At 69.1% G+C, this 17,438-nt stretch carries 16 protein-coding genes; 5 read left to right on the top strand and 11 right to left on the bottom strand.

Annotated features, from left to right (window positions below):
- The first annotated feature begins 124 nt into the window (after positions 1-124).
- On the top strand, positions 125-1,273 hold the full coding sequence (locus ABD108_RS00395) for an acyl-CoA dehydrogenase family protein (RefSeq protein ID WP_220655702.1): 1,149 nt from the start codon (positions 125-127) through the stop codon (positions 1,271-1,273).
- A gap of 98 nt (positions 1,274-1,371) precedes the next feature.
- A complete protein-coding gene (locus ABD108_RS00390) occupies positions 1,372-2,985 on the top strand; it encodes a serine/threonine-protein kinase (protein WP_343928938.1) in 1,614 nt (537 codons plus the stop codon).
- A gap of 8 nt (positions 2,986-2,993) precedes the next feature.
- Here the strand turns inward: ABD108_RS00390 and ABD108_RS00385 are convergent, their stop codons facing one another.
- The 11 genes from ABD108_RS00385 to rapZ all read right to left on the bottom strand — a co-directional run bounded on the left by ABD108_RS00385 (position 2,994) and on the right by rapZ (position 14,078).
- Positions 2,994-3,437, bottom strand: a complete 444-nt coding sequence (locus tag ABD108_RS00385) for a limonene-1,2-epoxide hydrolase family protein (protein ID WP_343928937.1) — start codon at positions 3,435-3,437, stop codon at positions 2,994-2,996.
- 21 nt (positions 3,438-3,458) lie between these two features.
- On the bottom strand, positions 3,459-4,013 hold the full coding sequence (locus ABD108_RS00380) for a DUF4334 domain-containing protein (protein WP_305112040.1): 555 nt from the start codon (positions 4,011-4,013) through the stop codon (positions 3,459-3,461).
- Between the two features lie 22 nt (positions 4,014-4,035).
- The gene (gene ppc, locus ABD108_RS00375) at positions 4,036-6,801 is read right to left on the bottom strand and encodes a phosphoenolpyruvate carboxylase (RefSeq protein ID WP_343928936.1); all 2,766 of its coding nucleotides are present in this window, start codon (positions 6,799-6,801) and stop codon (positions 4,036-4,038) included.
- A 131-nt stretch (positions 6,802-6,932) separates the two neighbouring features.
- Positions 6,933-7,169, bottom strand: a complete 237-nt coding sequence (gene secG / locus ABD108_RS00370) for a preprotein translocase subunit SecG (protein ID WP_220658394.1) — start codon at positions 7,167-7,169, stop codon at positions 6,933-6,935.
- A 70-nt stretch (positions 7,170-7,239) separates the two neighbouring features.
- Positions 7,240-8,022, bottom strand: coding sequence for a triose-phosphate isomerase (tpiA, locus tag ABD108_RS00365; protein WP_220655706.1), 783 nt, complete (start codon positions 8,020-8,022; stop codon positions 7,240-7,242).
- Positions 8,019-9,257, bottom strand: a complete 1,239-nt coding sequence (locus ABD108_RS00360; RefSeq protein WP_305112042.1) for a phosphoglycerate kinase — start codon at positions 9,255-9,257, stop codon at positions 8,019-8,021. Before ABD108_RS00360 ends, tpiA begins: the two co-directional genes overlap by 4 nt.
- A gap of 12 nt (positions 9,258-9,269) precedes the next feature.
- Positions 9,270-10,286 (bottom strand): type I glyceraldehyde-3-phosphate dehydrogenase, encoded by a 1,017-nt coding sequence (gene gap / locus ABD108_RS00355; RefSeq protein WP_220655708.1) that lies wholly within the window; start codon positions 10,284-10,286, stop codon positions 9,270-9,272.
- Between the two features lie 245 nt (positions 10,287-10,531).
- Positions 10,532-11,173, bottom strand: a complete 642-nt coding sequence (locus tag ABD108_RS00350) for a hypothetical protein (protein ID WP_220655709.1) — start codon at positions 11,171-11,173, stop codon at positions 10,532-10,534.
- Positions 11,174-11,216: 43 nt separating this feature from the next.
- Entirely contained in the window at positions 11,217-12,203 is a 987-nt protein-coding gene (gene whiA, locus ABD108_RS00345) for a DNA-binding protein WhiA (RefSeq protein WP_220655710.1), read from the bottom strand.
- A 58-nt stretch (positions 12,204-12,261) separates the two neighbouring features.
- Positions 12,262-13,224 (bottom strand): gluconeogenesis factor YvcK family protein, encoded by a 963-nt coding sequence (locus ABD108_RS00340; protein WP_343928935.1) that lies wholly within the window; start codon positions 13,222-13,224, stop codon positions 12,262-12,264.
- Entirely contained in the window at positions 13,221-14,078 is an 858-nt protein-coding gene (gene rapZ / locus ABD108_RS00335; RefSeq protein WP_220658395.1) for an RNase adapter RapZ, read from the bottom strand. Before rapZ ends, ABD108_RS00340 begins: the two co-directional genes overlap by 4 nt.
- Positions 14,079-14,275: 197 nt before the next feature.
- On the opposite strand from rapZ, the gene ABD108_RS00330 reads away from it, so the two are divergent.
- From ABD108_RS00330 to ABD108_RS00320, 3 genes are all read left to right on the top strand, one after another.
- Positions 14,276-14,746, top strand: a complete 471-nt coding sequence (locus ABD108_RS00330) for a M15 family metallopeptidase (RefSeq protein WP_425579747.1) — start codon at positions 14,276-14,278, stop codon at positions 14,744-14,746.
- 69 nt (positions 14,747-14,815) lie between these two features.
- On the top strand, positions 14,816-16,792 hold the full coding sequence (gene ggt / locus ABD108_RS00325; protein WP_343928969.1) for a gamma-glutamyltransferase: 1,977 nt from the start codon (positions 14,816-14,818) through the stop codon (positions 16,790-16,792).
- 66 nt (positions 16,793-16,858) lie between these two features.
- Positions 16,859-17,437, top strand: a complete 579-nt coding sequence (locus tag ABD108_RS00320) for a DUF6928 family protein (RefSeq protein ID WP_220655713.1) — start codon at positions 16,859-16,861, stop codon at positions 17,435-17,437.
- Position 17,438 lies beyond the last annotated feature (1 nt).

Raw genomic sequence — 17,438 nt, 5'->3', positions numbered from 1 at the left:
TGGAATGCCTCTCACCTGGAGCTTCATCAGGAACATGCACCCGTGCTTGTTTCCGCTCGCGGCGGTCTGCTTAGGTGTAGGACAGCAACCCTCCGCAGATCCGACTGCAGAAAGGTGGTCTTCCATGGCCGCACGCCGCCGCTCGAGCTGGATGAACGACGAGCTCGACGCCCTCCGCGACCTCGCGGACAAGTTCCTCGCCAAGGAGCTCACCCCCAACATCGAGAAGTTCGCCGAACAGCACCACGTCGATCGCGACCTCTGGAACAAGGCCGGCGAGCTGGGCCTGCTATGCCTGTCGATCCCCGAGGAGTACGGCGGCGGTGGCGGCGACTTCCGGCACGAGGCCGTGCTCATCGCGGCGCAGGCGCAGGCCGTCGACACCAGCTGGGGCGTCTCGCTGCACAACGGCATCGTGGCGCACTACATCCTCGCGTACGGCACCGAGGAGCAGAAGCAGACGTGGCTGCCCAAGATGGCCTCCGGCGAGGCCGTCGGCGCCATCGCGATGACCGAGCCCGGCACCGGCTCGGATCTGCAGAGCGTGAAGACCCGCGCCATCAAGACCGGCGACGAGTACGTGATCAACGGCAGCAAGACCTTCATCACCAACGGCCAGCAGGCCGACATCGTGGTGCTGGTCTGCAAGACCAACCCCGACGAGGGCGCCGCGGGTATCTCGCTGATCCTGGTGGAGGCCGACCGCGAGGGCTTCCGCAAGGGCAACATCCTCAACAAGATCGGCCAGAAGGGCCAGGACACCTCGGAGCTCTTCTTCGACGACGTCCACGTGCCCGTCGCGAATCTGCTCGGCACCGAAGAGGGCCAGGGCTTCTACCAGCTCATGCAGCAGTTGCCGCAGGAGCGCCTGATCATCGGCCAGGCCTGCGTGTCCGGCATGGAGGTCATCTTCGAAGAGACGTTGCGCTACACCAAGGAGCGGGAAGCCTTCGGCCGCCCCGTCTTCGGCTTCCAGAACACCAAGTTCAAGCTCGCCGAGGTGCACACCGAGACCACGATCGCCCGCATCTTCGTGGACGACTGCATCTCCAAGCACATCAAGGGTGAGCTCGACATCCCGACGGTCGCGATGGCGAAGTGGTGGACCTCGGACCGCGCCCAGCACGCGGCCAGCGAGATGATGCAGCTGTTCGGCGGCTACGGCTACATGGCCGAGTACCCCGCCGCGCGCTTCTTCGTGGACAACCGCGTGAACATGATCTACGCCGGCACCAACGAGATCATGAAGGAGATCATCGCCCGCACTCTCTGACCGGGCTGATCTGCGCACGAAGGCGCCGCGACGGAACCGTCGCGGCGCCTTCGTCGTCCGGTTAGGATCGTCGCGAGAGCCGGGGATGCAGGGGGACCATGAGCGGTAGGGGTACACGCAGCGGCACCACCCTGGGGCCGTATTCGATAGGGCCGCTTCTGGGGAGCGGTGGGATGGGCGAGGTCTATCTCGCGCACGACGCGCGTCGTGACCGCGATGTCGCGCTCAAGCTGCTGCACGTCTCCGCTTCCGAAGACCCTCAGTTCCGCGAGCGCTTCACCCGCGAATCGCAGACGGTCGCCAGACTCGCGGATCCGCACGTCATCCCGATCCACGACTTCGGCGAGATCGACGGGGTGCTCTACATCGACATGCGGCTGGTCGAGGGGCGCAACCTCTCCGAGGTCCTACGAGAGGGTCCGCTTCCGCCCGACCGCGCCGTGTCACTCGTGGAGCAGATGGCCGGGGCCCTCGACGACGCGCACGCGAAGGGGCTCGTGCACCGTGATGTGAAACCCGCGAACATAGAGCTGACCGAGTCCGGCTTCCCATACCTGCTGGATTTCGGTCTGGCCGTGACGGATACGCAATCGCGGATGACATCGGCGGGCATCTTCGTCGGATCGCAGGCCTACGCTGCGCCGGAGAGGTTCGACGGCGACTCCGCCACGGTCGCGACCGATGTGTACTCGCTGACGTGCGTTCTGTACGAGGCGCTCACCGGCCATCCCCCGTACCGCGGCGACAGCCTCGGCGCCATGCTGAAACAGCATCTCACGTCACCGATCCCACGCCCCTCCGCCGAAGCGCCGGTCCCTCCCGCCATGGACGCGGTGATTGCCCGCGGAATGGCCAAGGATCCCGCGGGACGATTCGCGTCGTGCGGCGAGCTCGCGGCGGCGGCCCGTCGAGCGCTGGACGGTCACAGCGTCGATGTCGCGGTCGCAGGTCCCGACGCGGACGCCACGCTGATCCGGCCCGTCCCCGACCTGTCGGACCCCACGGTCATCTCGACTCCCCAGCCACAGCCCGCCTCCTATCCCCCGGCACCGCCGCCCAGCTATTCGCAGGCCCCGTCGTATCCCCCTGCCGGCTACTCGCATCCCTCGGCGACGTACTCCCAGCCCGCGGCGACCGCACCGCGCAATCGCCTCGTGCCGATCCTTGCGGTAATAGCGGCGGTGCTGGTCGGCGCGACCGCAGTCCTCGGCTACCTGGCACTCACCGACCGGAACACGTCGCCCACCGCGAGCACGGCGACTGTGACGGCCACCGCGTCCTCCCCGCCCACGACCGCGACGACACCGTCGGCCACGGCCGCGATCCCCGCGGACCCCCGCGTCGCCTTGCAATCGCGTGCCGCGACCGATCTGCCTGTCGCACGCGCCACACTGAACAACCGGTGGGTCGCGCAGCTGGCATCGAAGTTCGCCGGTGCCACCGACGACGGGAAGACGTGGTACGAAGCGGACATCCTGGGCGAGGTCGGCTACTTCGATCAACGTTTCGGCGACGTCCGCCTGTTGTACAGCCCGGACTGGACCGTGTTCAGCACCAACAAGGTGTTCTGGGTTCCGGTGTTCGCCGGGCAGAGCTGGGACACACCCGATCCCGCCAACGCATGGTGCCGCTCGCAGGGGCTGGACAACGCGCACTGCTTCGCGAAGCTGATTTCCGATACCCGCGGCCCCGAGGGCACCACCAAGCGGTGATCGAACGGTCAGCGGGTGATGGGCGTCATCGGCCGCTGCACCGCGGGGATCGCGAGGGCGAGGACACCCCGGACGATGCCCTTGAAGACATCGACATTGTCGAAGTAGTCGCGCCACAAGATGATCCGGCCGTCGACGATGTCGAACCGGCCGCACACCCAGAACCGCACATGCAATGGGCCGACGCGCAGTTCGTCGATCCGCTCGGTGAGCACCGTGCCGCCCTCCGCGGCGCTGGAGGTGAGTTCGACGCCGAAGCCCAGGCCGGGTTTCGCGAGCAGTTTCACCACGCGCCCCGCCTGATTCCGGCCGCGCAAGGTGGGCAGGCCGACATTCGTGTAGACCACGTTCTCGTCGAAGGCGGCGAGCGCATCGTCGACGCGCGCATCCGCGAGGTCGGCGAGGAACTTGCGCACCGTCGCCTGATCGTCCAGGACAGCAACCTCAGTCATGGTTCGACGGTACCCCGCCGATCAGCGGCCGTCCTCCTCCCGGAGGAGGAGAAAGAAGAACGGGTTCTGCAGGCCGCGCAGGTCCATCACTCCCAGCAGGGTGCGCTCGTCCACCCGCCGGAAGTGATCGTTGATGGGCAACGCGTCGTACGACATGGTGGCGGTGGGCACGCCGCGGTACTCGATCATCCGCAGCCGCGCCTTCGGTGAACGAGTGCGCCGCAATGCGATCGCCGCCCTCCCGAGCGCCGCGACCGGGCCCAGCCGCAGCAGCGGGCTCGCCCGCACCATGGCCCCGAGCGGCAGGCCCGCGGGATTGGTGCTGAACAGGCCTCGGCGACCGCCGAAGACGAGCGGATGGGCCTCGTCGGGCGAGTCGAATCGCTTGCCCTGCCAGCCGTACACCTCGAGCAGGCCGTCCATCGGGTTGCCGGTGGGCAGCCCGGCGCCGCGCCAGCTCCCGATCATCTCCTCGACCCGGACCGGTGGCAGCGAATCGTAGAGGGCCAAGGCCTCGTCGAGGGTGGCGCCGGCCTGCAACCGGCGCAGGACGGCGGGCGCGTCGTTCTCGGTCACGCGGGTTCCCTTCGCCTCTCGCCTAACCCGAGTTGCGCAGGGCGGTCGCGAGGCCGTTCATGGTGAGCAGGATTCCCCGCTGCACCTGCGGATCGGTGTCCCCCGCACGGTACCGCCGCAGCAGCTCCACCTGCAGGTGGTTGAGGGGTTCGAGGTACGGGAAGCGGTTGAACACCGAGCGCTTGAGCGCCGGGTTGTCGGCCAGCAGATCGTCGGTCTCGGTGATCGCGTAGTACATCTCGATGGTGCGGCGGTGCTCGTCGGCGATCTTGCCGAAGACCCGCTCGCGCAGGGCCTCGTCGGGCACCAGCTCCGCGTACCGCGCGGCCAGGCCGAGATCGGACTTGGCCATCACCTGCGCCATGTTCGAGAGCACGGTCTGGAAGAAGGGCCAGCGCCGGTACAGCTCTCGCAGGCGCTCCAATCGGGCCGGATCCCCGTCGATCCACTTCTCGATCGCGGTGCCGGTGCCGTAGAAACCGGGCAGCATCACGCGGGAGAGCGACCACGCCATCACCCACGGGATCGCCCGCAGGTCCGAGATCTTCGAGGTCTGCTTGCGCGAGCTGGGCCGCGAGCCGATGTTGAGCGAGCCGATCTCCTCCACCGGCGTCGACGTGGTGAAGTACTCCACGAAGCCGTCGGTGCGGTGCACCAGATCGCCGTAGGCCTCACGCGCCAGGGCGGCGAGTTCGTCGAGCACGGCGTAGGCCTCCTCGGCGTCGTCCCCGAGGCCCTCCACGTCGAGCAGCGTCGATTCGAGCGTGGCGGCGAGCAGCGATTCCAGGTTGCGGGTCGCCAGCGCGGGCTCGGCGTACTTCGCGGCGATGATCTCGCCCTGCTCGGTGAGCCGCAGCGTGCCGCGAACGGCGCCCGGCGGCTGCGCGAGGATCGCGTCGTAGCTGGGGCCGCCGCCGCGGCCCACCGTGCCGCCGCGGCCGTGGAACAGACGCAGCGTGACGCCCGCGTCGCGGGCCATCGCCACCAGATCCAGCTCGGCGCGGTACAGGGCCCAGTTCGCGGCGAGGTAGCCGCCGTCCTTGTTGGAATCGCTGTAGCCCAGCATGATCTCCTGCAGGCCGCCCTTGCCGTCCACCAGGGAGCGGTACACGGGCACCTCGAACGCGGCGCGCATCGTGGCCGCGCCCTGCTGCAGGTCTTCGATGGTCTCGAACAGCGGCACGATGTTCACCGAGCAGGTCGCGGTGGCGTCAGCGGCGGACCCGTCGCCCGGGCGCAGCAGGCCCGCCTCCTTGAGCAGCACCGCCGCCTCCAGGAGATCGGACACCGAGGTGCACATGGAGATGATGTAGTTCGGGACGGCGCCGGGCCCGAGGTTGGCGACCGCGTCGGCGGCGGCGCGCAGCACGCCGAGTTCCTTCGCGGTCTGCTCACTGAACTCGGCGCCCGGCCCCACCAGCGGCCGGCGCAGCCGTAGCTCGTCGGTGAGCAAGCGCACGCGCTCCGCCTCGTCCAACGAGGCGTAGTCGGGATGCACACCGGCCCAGGCGAAGAGCTCGGCGATGGTCTCCTCGTGCACATCGGAGTTCTGCCGCATGTCGAGCCCGGACAGGTGGAACCCGAAGGTGTTCACCGCCTCCCGCAGGTCCTGGAGGCGGGCGTCGGCGATCAGGCCGTCGCCGGCGGTGCGCAGTGAGGCGTCCACGGCGCCGAGGTCGGCCAGTAGTTCCGACGGTGCGCCGTAGCGCGGCGCGTCGATGTCGATCCGGGCGTCGAGGGGCTCGTCGAGCAGAGCTGCGGCGGTCGCGGACAGGCGTCCCCGGATCCAGCGCAGTGCGCGCCGGTAGGGCTCGTCGGCTTGCTTGGGTGATTCGTCCCAGGCGGCGAGGGCGAGCAGGTCGTCGGAGACGGTGGTCAGCCGCAGGCTGAGCGCGAGCTCCTTCTCCAGTTCCAGGAGCTGGCGCAGGTAGTGCTCGATCGCGGTGGCGGCGGCGCGGCGCGAGGCCATGGTGACCACCTCGCCGGTCACGAACGGGTTGCCGTCGCGGTCGCCACCGATCCACGATCCGGGCCGCAGGATCGGCTCGGACAGCAGGTCAGTGTCCGGGTACAGCTCGCGCAGCCGGGTGCGGATCTCGTGGTTGATCTGGGGCATCACCTCGAGGAAGGCGGAATCGAAGTAGCGCAGGCCGTTGACCACTTCGTCCTGGATGCGCAGCCGCTCCAGGCGCACCAGCGCCGTGTCCCACAGGGTGAGGATCTGGCGGCGCAGATTCACCTGCACCTGCTCCTCCTCGCGGGGATCGAGCTGCGTGCGGTCGCGGTAGCGCATGAGCTCGGTGATGCGGTGCTGGGTGTCGAAGACGGTGCGCCGCCGGGTCTCGGTGGGATGCGCGGTGATCACCGGCACGACCAGCGCGTGCCGGAGTGCTGCCTGCACCGCGGCACCGTCGAGCCCGGCCTCCTCCAGGAGGGAGTAGGTGTGCGCGAGCGAGGAGGCCTGCGGGGGCTCCCCTGCGCGCACGTGGATCGCGCGCCGCCGCTCGCGGTGCAAATCCTCGGCGAGGTTGGCGAGCAGCGCGAAGTGCGAGAAGGCGCGGATCACGGGAACCGCTTCCGCGGTCGGCAGATCGGTGAACATCGCGGCCAGCTGCTCGCGGTCGATCTCGGAGCGGCGTACTCGGAAGGACTCCTGCCGGGCGTTCTCGACGAGATCGAAGATGCGATCACCGGCCTGCTCGCGGATGGTGTCGCCCAGGATCCCGCCCAGCAGCCGGATGTCGTCGCGGAGGGGTTCTGTTGCGGCGCGTGCGGGCTCACTGGTCATGACAACAAGTATGAAGGACGGGCTCCGAGCGTGCCCACTGTGGTCCGCATCACCCGCCGCTGGGTGACCCCGCACAAAGCGAAGGCGCCGTGAACCCGATCGGATTCACGGCGCCTTCGAGGTCGCGGACGTCAGGAACTGAGCTTGATGCTCAGGGTGACGCCGATGATGCACACGGTCCACACGATGCCCACGAAGATCGTCACGCGGTCGAGGTTCTTCTCCACCACCGACGAGCCCGACAGGGACGACTGGACGCCGCCGCCGAACAGCGACGAGAGGCCGCCGCCCTTGCCGCGGTGGAGCAGAACGAGCACCACCAGCAGCACGCTCAGCACGATGATGGCGATCTTCAGCACCAGCTGCAAAGTTTCCACGAGGATCCAGTCTACATAGTGGGGACGGGTCGCCGGCGCACCGGCGATTCGGCCCGGTCGGTCAGAGCGGTCCGCCGGCGGCGATCGCGCTCAGGGCCGCGAACTCGTCGGGCTTGAGCGACGCGCCGCCCACGAGGCCGCCGTCCACATCGGGCTGAGCGACGAGCTCGCCGACGTTCTTGCTGCTCACGGAGCCGCCGTACAGGACGCGGATACCCGCGGCCACCTCGGCGGAGCCGATCTCGGCGACAGTGGCGCGCACCGCGGCACACACCTCCTGTGCGTCGGCGGGGGTCGCGACCTTGCCGGTCCCGATGGCCCACACCGGCTCGTAGGCGATCACGATCTTCGACAGCTCGTCGGTGGTCAGGCCGGCGAGCGAGCCCTTGAGCTGCTCGACGTTGTAGGCCACCTGCTCGCCGCGCTCGCGCACGTCGAGACCCTCGCCGATGCACACGATCGGGGTCAGGCCGTGACGCAGCGCGGCCTTCGTCTTCTCGAGCACGATCTCGTTGGTCTCGCCGTGGATGGTGCGCCGCTCGCTGTGCCCGACGACGACGTAGGTGCAACCCAGCTTCGCCAGGAAGGCACCTGAGATGTCGCCGGTGTACGCGCCGGAGTCGTGCGGCGACAGGTCCTGCGCGCCGTACGTGATGAGCAGGCCGTCGCCGTCCACCGCGGTCTGCACCGAGCGGAGGTCGGTGAACGGCGGGATCACCGTCACGTCGACCTTGGCGAAGTACTTCTCCGGCAGCGCGAAGGCGAGCTTCTGTACCACCGCGATCGCCTCGAGGTGGTTGAGGTTCATCTTCCAGTTGCCGGCGATCAGCGGCTTGCGGCTCATGCGTCACTCCTCTGCAGCACCTGCAGGCCCGGGAGCTCCTTGCCCTCGAGGTACTCCAGCGAGGCGCCGCCACCGGTGGAGATGTGGCTGAAGCCGTCCTCGTCGAGGCCGAGCGTGCGCACGGCCGCGGCCGAGTCGCCGCCGCCCACAACGGTGAAGGCACCGTTGCTGGTGGCCTTGATGACGGCCTCGGCGACGGCCTTGGTGCCCGCGGCGAACGCCGGGAACTCGAAGACGCCCATGGGGCCGTTCCAGAACACCGTCTTGGCCTCGGTCAGCACGGCGCCGAAGCGCTGGGCCGACTCGGGACCGATGTCCAGGCCCATCCAGCCGTCCTCGATCGCGTCGGAGGCGACCGTCTTGGAGGCGGCATCGGCGGCGAACTTGTCGGCCACCACCACGTCGATCGGCAGGTGCAGCACGTCGCCGAACTCCTGCAGCAGCTGCTTGCAGGTGTCGATCTGGTCCTCCTGCAGCAGCGAGGTACCCACCGAATATCCCTGCGCCGCAAGGAAGGTGAACGCCATACCGCCGCCGATCACCAGGGTGTCGACCTTCGGCGCGAGCGCGCGGATCACGCCCAGCTTGTCGGAGACCTTCGAGCCGCCGAGCACCACCGCGTAGGGACGCGACGGGTTCTCGGTGAGCTGCGCGAGCACCCGGACCTCGGCGTCCACGAGCTGGCCGGCGTAGGCCGGGAGCAGCTTGGCGACGTCGTAGACCGATGCCTGCTTACGGTGCACCACACCGAAACCGTCGGAGACGAAGGCGCCCGGGCCGGCGTGCGAGGAGACGTCGACGAGCTCGGCGAGATCACGCGCGAGCGCCTCCCGCTCGGCATCGTCCTTGCTGGTCTCGCGCGCGTCGAAACGCACGTTCTCGAGCAGCAGCACATCACCGTCGGTGAGGCCCTCGGCGCGCGCGAGCGCGTCCTGGCCCACCACGTCGCCCGCGAGCTGGACGTTGCGGCCGAGCCGCTCGCCCAGCTCCTTCGCCACGGGGGCGAGGGAGAACGCCGGGTCGGGTTCGCCCTTGGGACGGCCCAGGTGCGCGGTGACGATCACCTTGGCGCCCGCCTCGGCGAGGGCCTTGATGGTCGGCACGGACGCGACGATGCGGCCGGCGTCGGTGATGCGGTCACCGTCGAGGGGCACGTTCAGATCGCTACGGACCAGAACCGTGCGTCCCTCGACGCCCTCGGCGAGGAGGTCGGAGAGCGTGGAGACGGAACTCACGCCGCGGACCGCTTAGAGCGACTTGCCGACGAGGCCGGCGAGGTCGACGAGGCGGTTGCTGTAGCCCCACTCGTTGTCGTACCAGGACACGACCTTGGCCTGATCGTCGATGACCTTGGTGAGGCCGGCGTCGAAGATCGAGCTGTGCGGGTCGGTGACGATGTCCGAGGAGACGATCGGCGCGTCGTAGTACTTGAGGATGCCCTTGAGCTTGCCCTCGGAGGCGGCCTTGAGGGCGCCGTTGATGTCCTCGACGCTGGCCGACTTGGCGAGCTGCGCGGTGAGGTCGGTGACCGAACCCGTGGGGATCGGCACGCGCAGCGCGTAACCGTCGAGCTTGCCCTTGAGCTCGGGCAGCACCAGGCCGATGGCCTTCGCGGCGCCGGTCGAGGTGGGAACGATGTTGATCGCGGCGGCGCGGGCACGACGCAGGTCCTTGTGCGGCGCGTCCTGCAGGTTCTGATCCTGGGTGTAGGCGTGGATCGTGGTCATCAGGCCCTTGACGATGCCGAACTCATCGTTGAGCACCTTGGCCAGCGGGCCGAGGCAGTTCGTGGTGCACGAGGCGTTGGAGATGATGTTCTGGCTGCCGTCGTACTGGTCGTCGTTGACGCCCATCACGATGGTGATGTCCTCGCCCGAGGCGGGAGCGGAGATGATGACCTTCTTCGCGCCGGCGTCCAGGTGGCCCTGAGCCTTGTCGCGGGCGGTGAAGATGCCGGTGGACTCGACCACGATGTCGACGCCGAGGTCGCCCCACGGCAGGGCGGCGGGGCCCTCGCGGACCTCGAGCGCCTTGATCACCTGGTCGCCGATGCGGATCTCGTCACCGGTGGCGGAGACGTCCGCGTCCAGGCGACCGAGGATCGAGTCGAACTTCAGCAGGTGGGCCAGAGTGGCATTGTCGGTCAGGTCGTTGACCGCCACGATCTCGATATCAGTGGTGCCCAGCGCCTTCTGGGCCGCCACCGCGCGGAAGAAGTTACGGCCGATCCGACCGAAACCATTAATGCCAACGCGAACCGTCACTTAACTGCTCCTTCGACTGGATGTGCCTGTCACCACACCCTATCGCGTGGCCCGTACGCACCGGCAGGGAGCTGGGGGTTCGCGCTCGTCACACTTTCTTCGCCTGGCTTCGGACATTTCCGGCGAACTCCACCGCCCGCTCCCGGCGGGGAGCCGGCCTCCCCTCGTCGGCGTGGCCTCCCATCGACAACTGGCAAGGGGACACCGAGGAATCAGGGGGACACGCGCTCCAGGCGGGGAACCGATCAGTCGGCGCGGGCGTGACGAGTCGCGGAGTCCGGATCGTCGTCGGGGCGCAGCGCGTGCTTGCCGAGGGTGGGCGATTCGAAGACGCTTGGCGCCCGGTCGTCACTGAGGACGACGAGCGCCAGGATCACGAAGGAGAACATGCCGATCGGCGGATCCGCGAGGTCGGCGCCCATGTCCACCCAAGCGCCGATCGCGCCGGCAAAACCGAGGAGAAAGAGGCCGCGCCCCAACCACGCCGGGGTTCGCGCTTTCCACAGACGCTTGATCGATTGCTTCGTCGGGGCGTTGGTCCCCGCTCGGAGCGCCGCCCATCGCCGGACGGGACCGATTCCCGCCGCCCGGGCTATTCGCCGCCACCGTTTGACGGCCTTGCGGCGGTGGGCGCACCAGTACAGGCGCCGCACCGATGCCATGACGGCGTAGCCGTAGGCCGTCGCCAGGATGAGCAGCTGAATCGCGGCGAACGCCCCCGTCGCCACTGCCAACCACCGGTCGGCCGCCGAGTCGCCAGCGCGGAACCTGCCGTACAGGTCGGGACTGAACACGACGAGTACGCACAACAGAAGTGCCGCCACTACTGCGACGACGGCCCCGAGGCAGCCGCGACGGCTGGCGCTGCCGGTCTCGGGTTCGCTCACACGTCGACTATATCCACATCAGTGGATATCAAATGCGTTGAACTTACTCGCCGTCGTCGAGCATGTCGGCGGTGACGGCGGACTCGGTGTCGGGGACACCGTCGGCCGCGGCACGCTTGTCCGCCATCGACAGCAGGCGGCGGATGCGGCCGGCCACGGCGTCCTTCGTCATCGGCGGATCGGCGAGCTGACCGAGCTCCTCGAGCGAGGCCTGACGGTGCTGCACGCGCAACGAACCCGCCTGGGCGAGATGATCGGGAACGTCGGGGCCGAGGATCTCCAGCGCGCGCTCGACGCGGGCGGCGGCCGCCACCGCGGCACGGGCGGACCGTCGGAGGTTGGCATCGTCGAAGTTCGCCAGACGGTTCGCCGTCGCCCGGACCTCGCGGCGCATGCGCCGCTCCTCCCACACCAGGCGGGTGTCGTTGGCACCCATCCGAGTGAGGAGGGCACCGATGGCTTCGCCGTCGCGGACCACGACCCGGTCGGCGCCGCGCACCTCCCGCGCCTTCGCCGTCACACCGAGCCGCCGGGCGCAACCGACGAGCGCGAGCGCGACCTCGGGGCCGGGGCACGAGACCTCGAGCGCGCTCGACCGTCCGGGTTCGGTGAGCGAGCCGTGGGCGAGGAAGGCTCCGCGCCACGCCGCCTCCGAATCGCCGACCGATCCGCCGACGATCTGCGAGGGCAGTCCGACGACCGGCCGGCCGCGCATATCGAGCAGGCCCGTCTGCCGGGCGAGGGCCTCGCCGTCCTTGACCACGCGCACGATGTACCGGGCCGCCTTGCGGAGCCCGCCCGCGCTGAGCACGTGCACATCGGAGTTGTAACCGTAGAGATCGAGGATCTCCTTGCGCAGGCGCCGGGCGATGATGCCCATGTCCACCTCGGCCTCGACGATCACCCTGCCACCCTGGATGTGCAGGCCGCCGGCGAAGCGCAGCAGGGAGGCCACTTCGGCGCGGCGGCAGCTCACCTGCGTGATGGAGAGCCTGCTCAGCTCATCCTTGACCTGGGATGTCAACGCCACAGCGGGACTCCTCCTAGGGGACGTGATCGGGTGAGCGGACAAAGACTCAAAAGTTTAACTATTGAGTGCCTGGGGATTCACTGTAGGCCACATCACCGATCGCGGCTGCCAGAGCCGTGGGGTCGTGCTGATGCGTACCGGGAACGCCGACGGTGACGAAATGGGGCCGGGCCCCGAGGTGCGCGGTGGCCCGCACGAGGTGCTCGCGCTCCGGGCCCGGGGGCACGGTCTCGGCGTCCACGATCACGTCGTCGAATCGCAGTCCCTCGGCATGCGCGGCGAGCACGTGCAGATGCCGCTCGGGCGAATAGCCGACCGTCTCCCCCGGCTCGGGCGCCAGGTTCAGGATCAACACCCGCCTGGCCGAGGTCCGCTTCAGCGCGTCCAGCTGCTCGGGAACCAGCACGTGCGGGATCACCGAGCTGAACCACGATCCTGGGCCGAGGGTCACCACATCGGCGCCGAGGATCGCCTCGACCGCGTCGACGCACGCCTCCGGGTGCGCCGGCAGCAGCCGTACCCGGCGCACCTGGCCGGGTGTGACCGCGACGGCGACCTGTCCTCGGATCACGCGCGAGAGCCGCGGATCTTCTTCCAGCCCTGTGACATCCGCCTCGATCCGCAGGGGTCCCGGCACCATCGGCAGCACGCGTCCCTCGATGCCGAATCGATCGGCGAGGGCGTCGAGCGCATCGACCGGATCCCCGAGCACCTCGCACAGCCCGGCGAGCAGCAGGTTCCCCACGGGGTGACCGGCCATCGCACCGCCGCCGCCGAAGCGGTGCTGCAGGATTCCGGCCCAGAACTCGCCGCGCTCGTCGTCGGGCATGAGGGCGGCGAGCGCCATCCGCAGATCGCCCGGCGGGATGATGCCGAGCTCGGTCCGCAGCCGTCCCGACGATCCGCCGTCGTCGGCCACGGTGACGATGGCGGTGATATCGGCATCCAGCGCCCGCATGGCCCGCAACGTGGCGAACAGTCCATGCCCGCCGCCGAGCGCGGCGACCTTCAAACCACTCATTCGAGCCCCAGATCCCGGTGTGCGGCACGCACTTCGATGCCCGGACTACCCGCGAGCCGACGCACCAGCTCCTCGGTCATCGCCACGCTGCGATGCTTGCCGCCGGTGCAGCCGACACCGATCGTGAGGTAGGTCTTCCCCTCGCGGCGGTAACCGTCGAGAACGGGCTGGATCAGGTCGATGTAGGTGTCGAGGAAGTCCGAGGCGCCCGGCTGCCCCAGAACGTAACCGGAGACATCATCGGTGAGCCCGTTGAGCGGGCGCAGTTCGGGAATCCAGAAGGGGTTGGGCAGGAATCGCACGTCCATCACCATGTCGGCATCGAGCAGGATGCCGTTCTTGAAGCCGAACGATTCGACCGTCACGGTGATGGTGCCCGAACGCAGCGTGCGGAAGGCGCTCTCGATGTTCTCCCGCAGCCGCGCCACCGACAGGTTCGAGGTGTCGACGACCAGATCCGCGGTCGACCGGATCGGCTGCAGGATGTGCCGTTCCGCAGCGATCCCCTCGGCGAGGGTTCCACTGCCCTGCAACGGATGCTTGCGGCGCACCTGCTCGAAGCGCCGGATCAGCGTCTGATCCGATGCGTCCAGGAACAGCACACGCGGTTCGATCTCCTTCTCCGCGAGTTCACGCCGCAGATCGGCGAAGTCGCCCGTGAAGGTGCGACTGCGCACATCGGTCACGATGCAGAGCCGGTGGATGCGGGATTCGTCGGCGAGCGAGATGTCGACCATCTTCCCGATCAACGCGGGCGGCAGGTTGTCGGCGACGTACCACCCGAGGTCCTCGAGCACCTTCGCGGCGGTACCGCGCCCTGCGCCGGACAGGCCGGTCACGAGCAGCACGTCCATCGGTCCGTCGCTGCGGTGTTCCCCCACCGTCCGCTCTCCGGCGTCGGTGTCCTGGTGCCCGGTTGGGCGCACGGTCGATCCCTCTCGTCGCGCGGCGGAAGCTGTCGGATCCAAGACTAGCGATCGCGGCGCGCGGACGGGAGGTGTCCGAGGTCCGGGGCCCGGCACCGTCGACGAGCGGCGGTTAGAGTCGTCGGGTGCCCACCCCTCGTCGCGTCGTCGCCTCCCTCACTCTGGGGATCGTGGCGGCGCTGGCACCGGCGCCCGTGGTCACCGCGGAGACGCTCCCCGGGACCAGCGGCCTCGCGCCGGACCTCGCGGACGCCTACACCACCGCCGTCGCGCAGGCGTCCGCCGAGGGCGTGACACTGTCCATCACCTCCGGGAAGCGGACGTGGGCCCAACAGGAGTGGCTCTGGCGCGACGGCCTCGCGCGGTACGGATCGCCCGCGGCGGCGCGACGCTGGGTCCTGCCGCCCGATGAGTCGACGCACGTGACCGGCCGAGCGATCGACGTGGGCCCGGTCGCGGGCGCAGCCTGGTTGCAGGCCAACGGGTATCGCTGGGGTCTGTGCCGCGCCTTCGACAACGAGTGGTGGCACTTCGAGGTCGCCACGTCTCCGGGCGCCCCGTGCCCGCCCACGGTGCCGGACGCCTCGCTGCGCTGATCGGAAACCCTTCGCGGGACTTACGGCGGTGCTACGTTGACCAGCATCGTCGAGCGCCTGGAGGCATCCATGACCGGTCCGCGTCCCCGTCTGAAGTCCGCTGCGGCGGCCGTCTTCGCGGTGCCACTGGTGATCGCCGGCTGCGGCTCGTCCGGCTCGGGCGGATCCGCCTCGTCGTCGGTCGCCGTGGCCGCCGAGGGCTGCGCCGCCACCGGAGCCCAGGGCACGATGTTCACCCCATCGGCCACGGCCTCGCCCACCGGCCCGAAGGACATCAGCACCACGCCGGAGGGCGCATCGGGGTACCGCTCCGGCCTCCCGGTGACGTACACCAAGGACTACTCCGTGGCGACGGCGAATCCGATCGCCACCCGCGCCGCCTGCGAGGTTCTCGCGGCGGGCGGCACCGCGGCGGATGCCCTCGTCACCGCGCAGACGGTGCTCGGCCTGGTGGAGCCGCAGTCCTCCGGCATCGCAGGCGGTGCCTTCCTGCTGTACTACGACGCCAAGTCGAAGAAGGTGCAGGCCTACGACGGTCGCGAGACCGCACCGGCCAGCGCCACCGAGAACTACCTGCGATGGGTATCGCCCGAGGATCCGACCGCCCCCAAGCCCGACGCGCGCTCGTCGGGCCGCGCGATCGGTGTTCCCGGCGCCCTGCGACTGCTCGAGGCGGTCCAGGGTGAGCACGGCCAGAAGTCGTGGCGCGAGCTGTTCGACCCGGCGGTGCGGATCGCCGACGACGGATTCGACATCAGCGACCGCCTGGCCGGCGCGATCGCCGACGAGGCGAAGAACTTCGCCAACGACGCCGATCTCAAGGGGTACCTCCTCGAACCCGACGGTGCGCCGAAGAAGGCCGGCACCAAGCTCGTCAATCCCGCGTACGCGAAGACCCTGGGCGCCATCGCCTCCGAGGGCGCCAAGGCCTTCTACACCGGCGCGATCGCCGAATCGATCGTCGAGTCCGTCAACGACACGACGAACGGTCGCACCGCCGGCACGATGACCCTGGAGGACCTCGCGAACTACAAGGTTCAGGTCCGCGAGCCCGTGTGCACGCCGTACCGGGACCGCGAACTGTGCGGTATGCCCGCACCGTCGTCGGGCGGCATCACCGTGGCGCAGGCGCTCGGCATCCTCAACTCCTTCGACCTGGCGGGGCTGGGCCCGGCGGCGCAGCAGGGCTCCGATCCCGGACCCGACGGGGGCCTGCCGACGGCGAAAGCGATCCACCTGATCTCGGAGGCCGAGCGACTCGCGTACGCCGACCGCGACAAGTACATCGCCGATCCCGCGTTCATCCCGTTGCCCGGCGGATCACCCGCCGCGATGGTCGATCCCGCGTACCTGCAGGGCCGCGCGAAGCTCATCGACCCGAACAAGTCGATGGGGACGGCGAAGGCCGGCGATCTGCCCACCGCGACCCCCGGAGTGACCACCACACCGGAGCACGGCACCAGCCACATCACGGTGCTCGACAAGTACGGCAACGTGGCATCGATGACCACCACCATCGAGTCCGCCTTCGGGTCGTACCACATGACCAACGGCTTCCTGCTCAACAACCAGCTCACCGACTTCTCCACGGAGCCCGTCGATTCCGCGGGTGCTCCGGTGGCGAACCGAGTGGAGGCGAACAAGCGGCCGCGCAGCTCGATGTCGCCCACGCTGCTCTTCACCCGCGGCGCCGACGGCGGCCGCGGCGAGGTGATGGGCGCGCTCGGCTCCCCCGGCGGAGCGGTGATCATCCAGTACGTGATCAAGTCGATCATCGGCATCACCGACTGGAAGCTGAACCCGCAGCAGGCGGTGTCGATGGCCAATTTCGGTGCCGCGAACTCGCCGAAGACGAACCTGGGCACCGAGCACCCCGCGGTGTCCGGTCCGGCGGGCGCGAAGGTCGCGGACGAGCTGCGCGGGCTCGGGCATCAGCTCAACATGGTGCCGCAGGTCTCCGGACTGTCGGCCATCGTCAAACAGGACGGTGTGTATGCGGGCGGTGTGGACCCGCGGCGCGAGGGCATCGTGCTCGGCGGGGGCTAGCGCTCTCCGCGTCGGTGCCTGGCCGACACCAAGTGACTCATAAGCATCGACTCCTACCTTCGGGGCATGGGTATGAAGTGCAGCTTCCTCGTCGCGTCGACATCCGATCCCGCGGCCCAGCTCAAGGCACTACCGCAGCTGGACATCGCGGCCTCGGACGCCTTGGCCACGAAGATCCTGGGCAAGCGTTCCTGGGGCCGTTCCCGCCGGGCGCACCGTTCGGGTGATCTGGCCAACGATGTGTACCCGCGGTTCGACGAGGTCGCCGTCGGCGTCTACGGCGACGTGACGATCGTCGCCTACGAGGACGCCGCCGACTGGGTCTCCTCGGCGGTGCCGGCATGGGGAGCCCCCCTGCTCGAGCGCGGCGATGTGGATGTCTTCATCCTGCACTCGGTCGTGGACATGGGGGTGTTCACGTTCTGGCGCAATCGGGAGGTGATCCGGTCCTTCGGTGGGGCCGAACAGGAGGTGATCGTCGACGACGGTGCGCGGCTGCCCTTCGAACAGCACGTGGTCGAGGACGACACCTTCGAGTGGGTCACCGAGCTCGCGATCCTCGATCGCCTGGGCTACTGCTACGAGGGACCGCGCACCCCTGACGCGATCGATCCCGCGACCGTGCCGCTGCTGGTGTACCGCTGAC

Source organism: Tsukamurella strandjordii, from assembly GCF_039525985.1.
Taxonomy (GTDB): domain Bacteria; phylum Actinomycetota; class Actinomycetes; order Mycobacteriales; family Mycobacteriaceae; genus Tsukamurella; species Tsukamurella strandjordii.
This window is presented reverse-complemented; position numbering and strand designations above follow the sequence as displayed.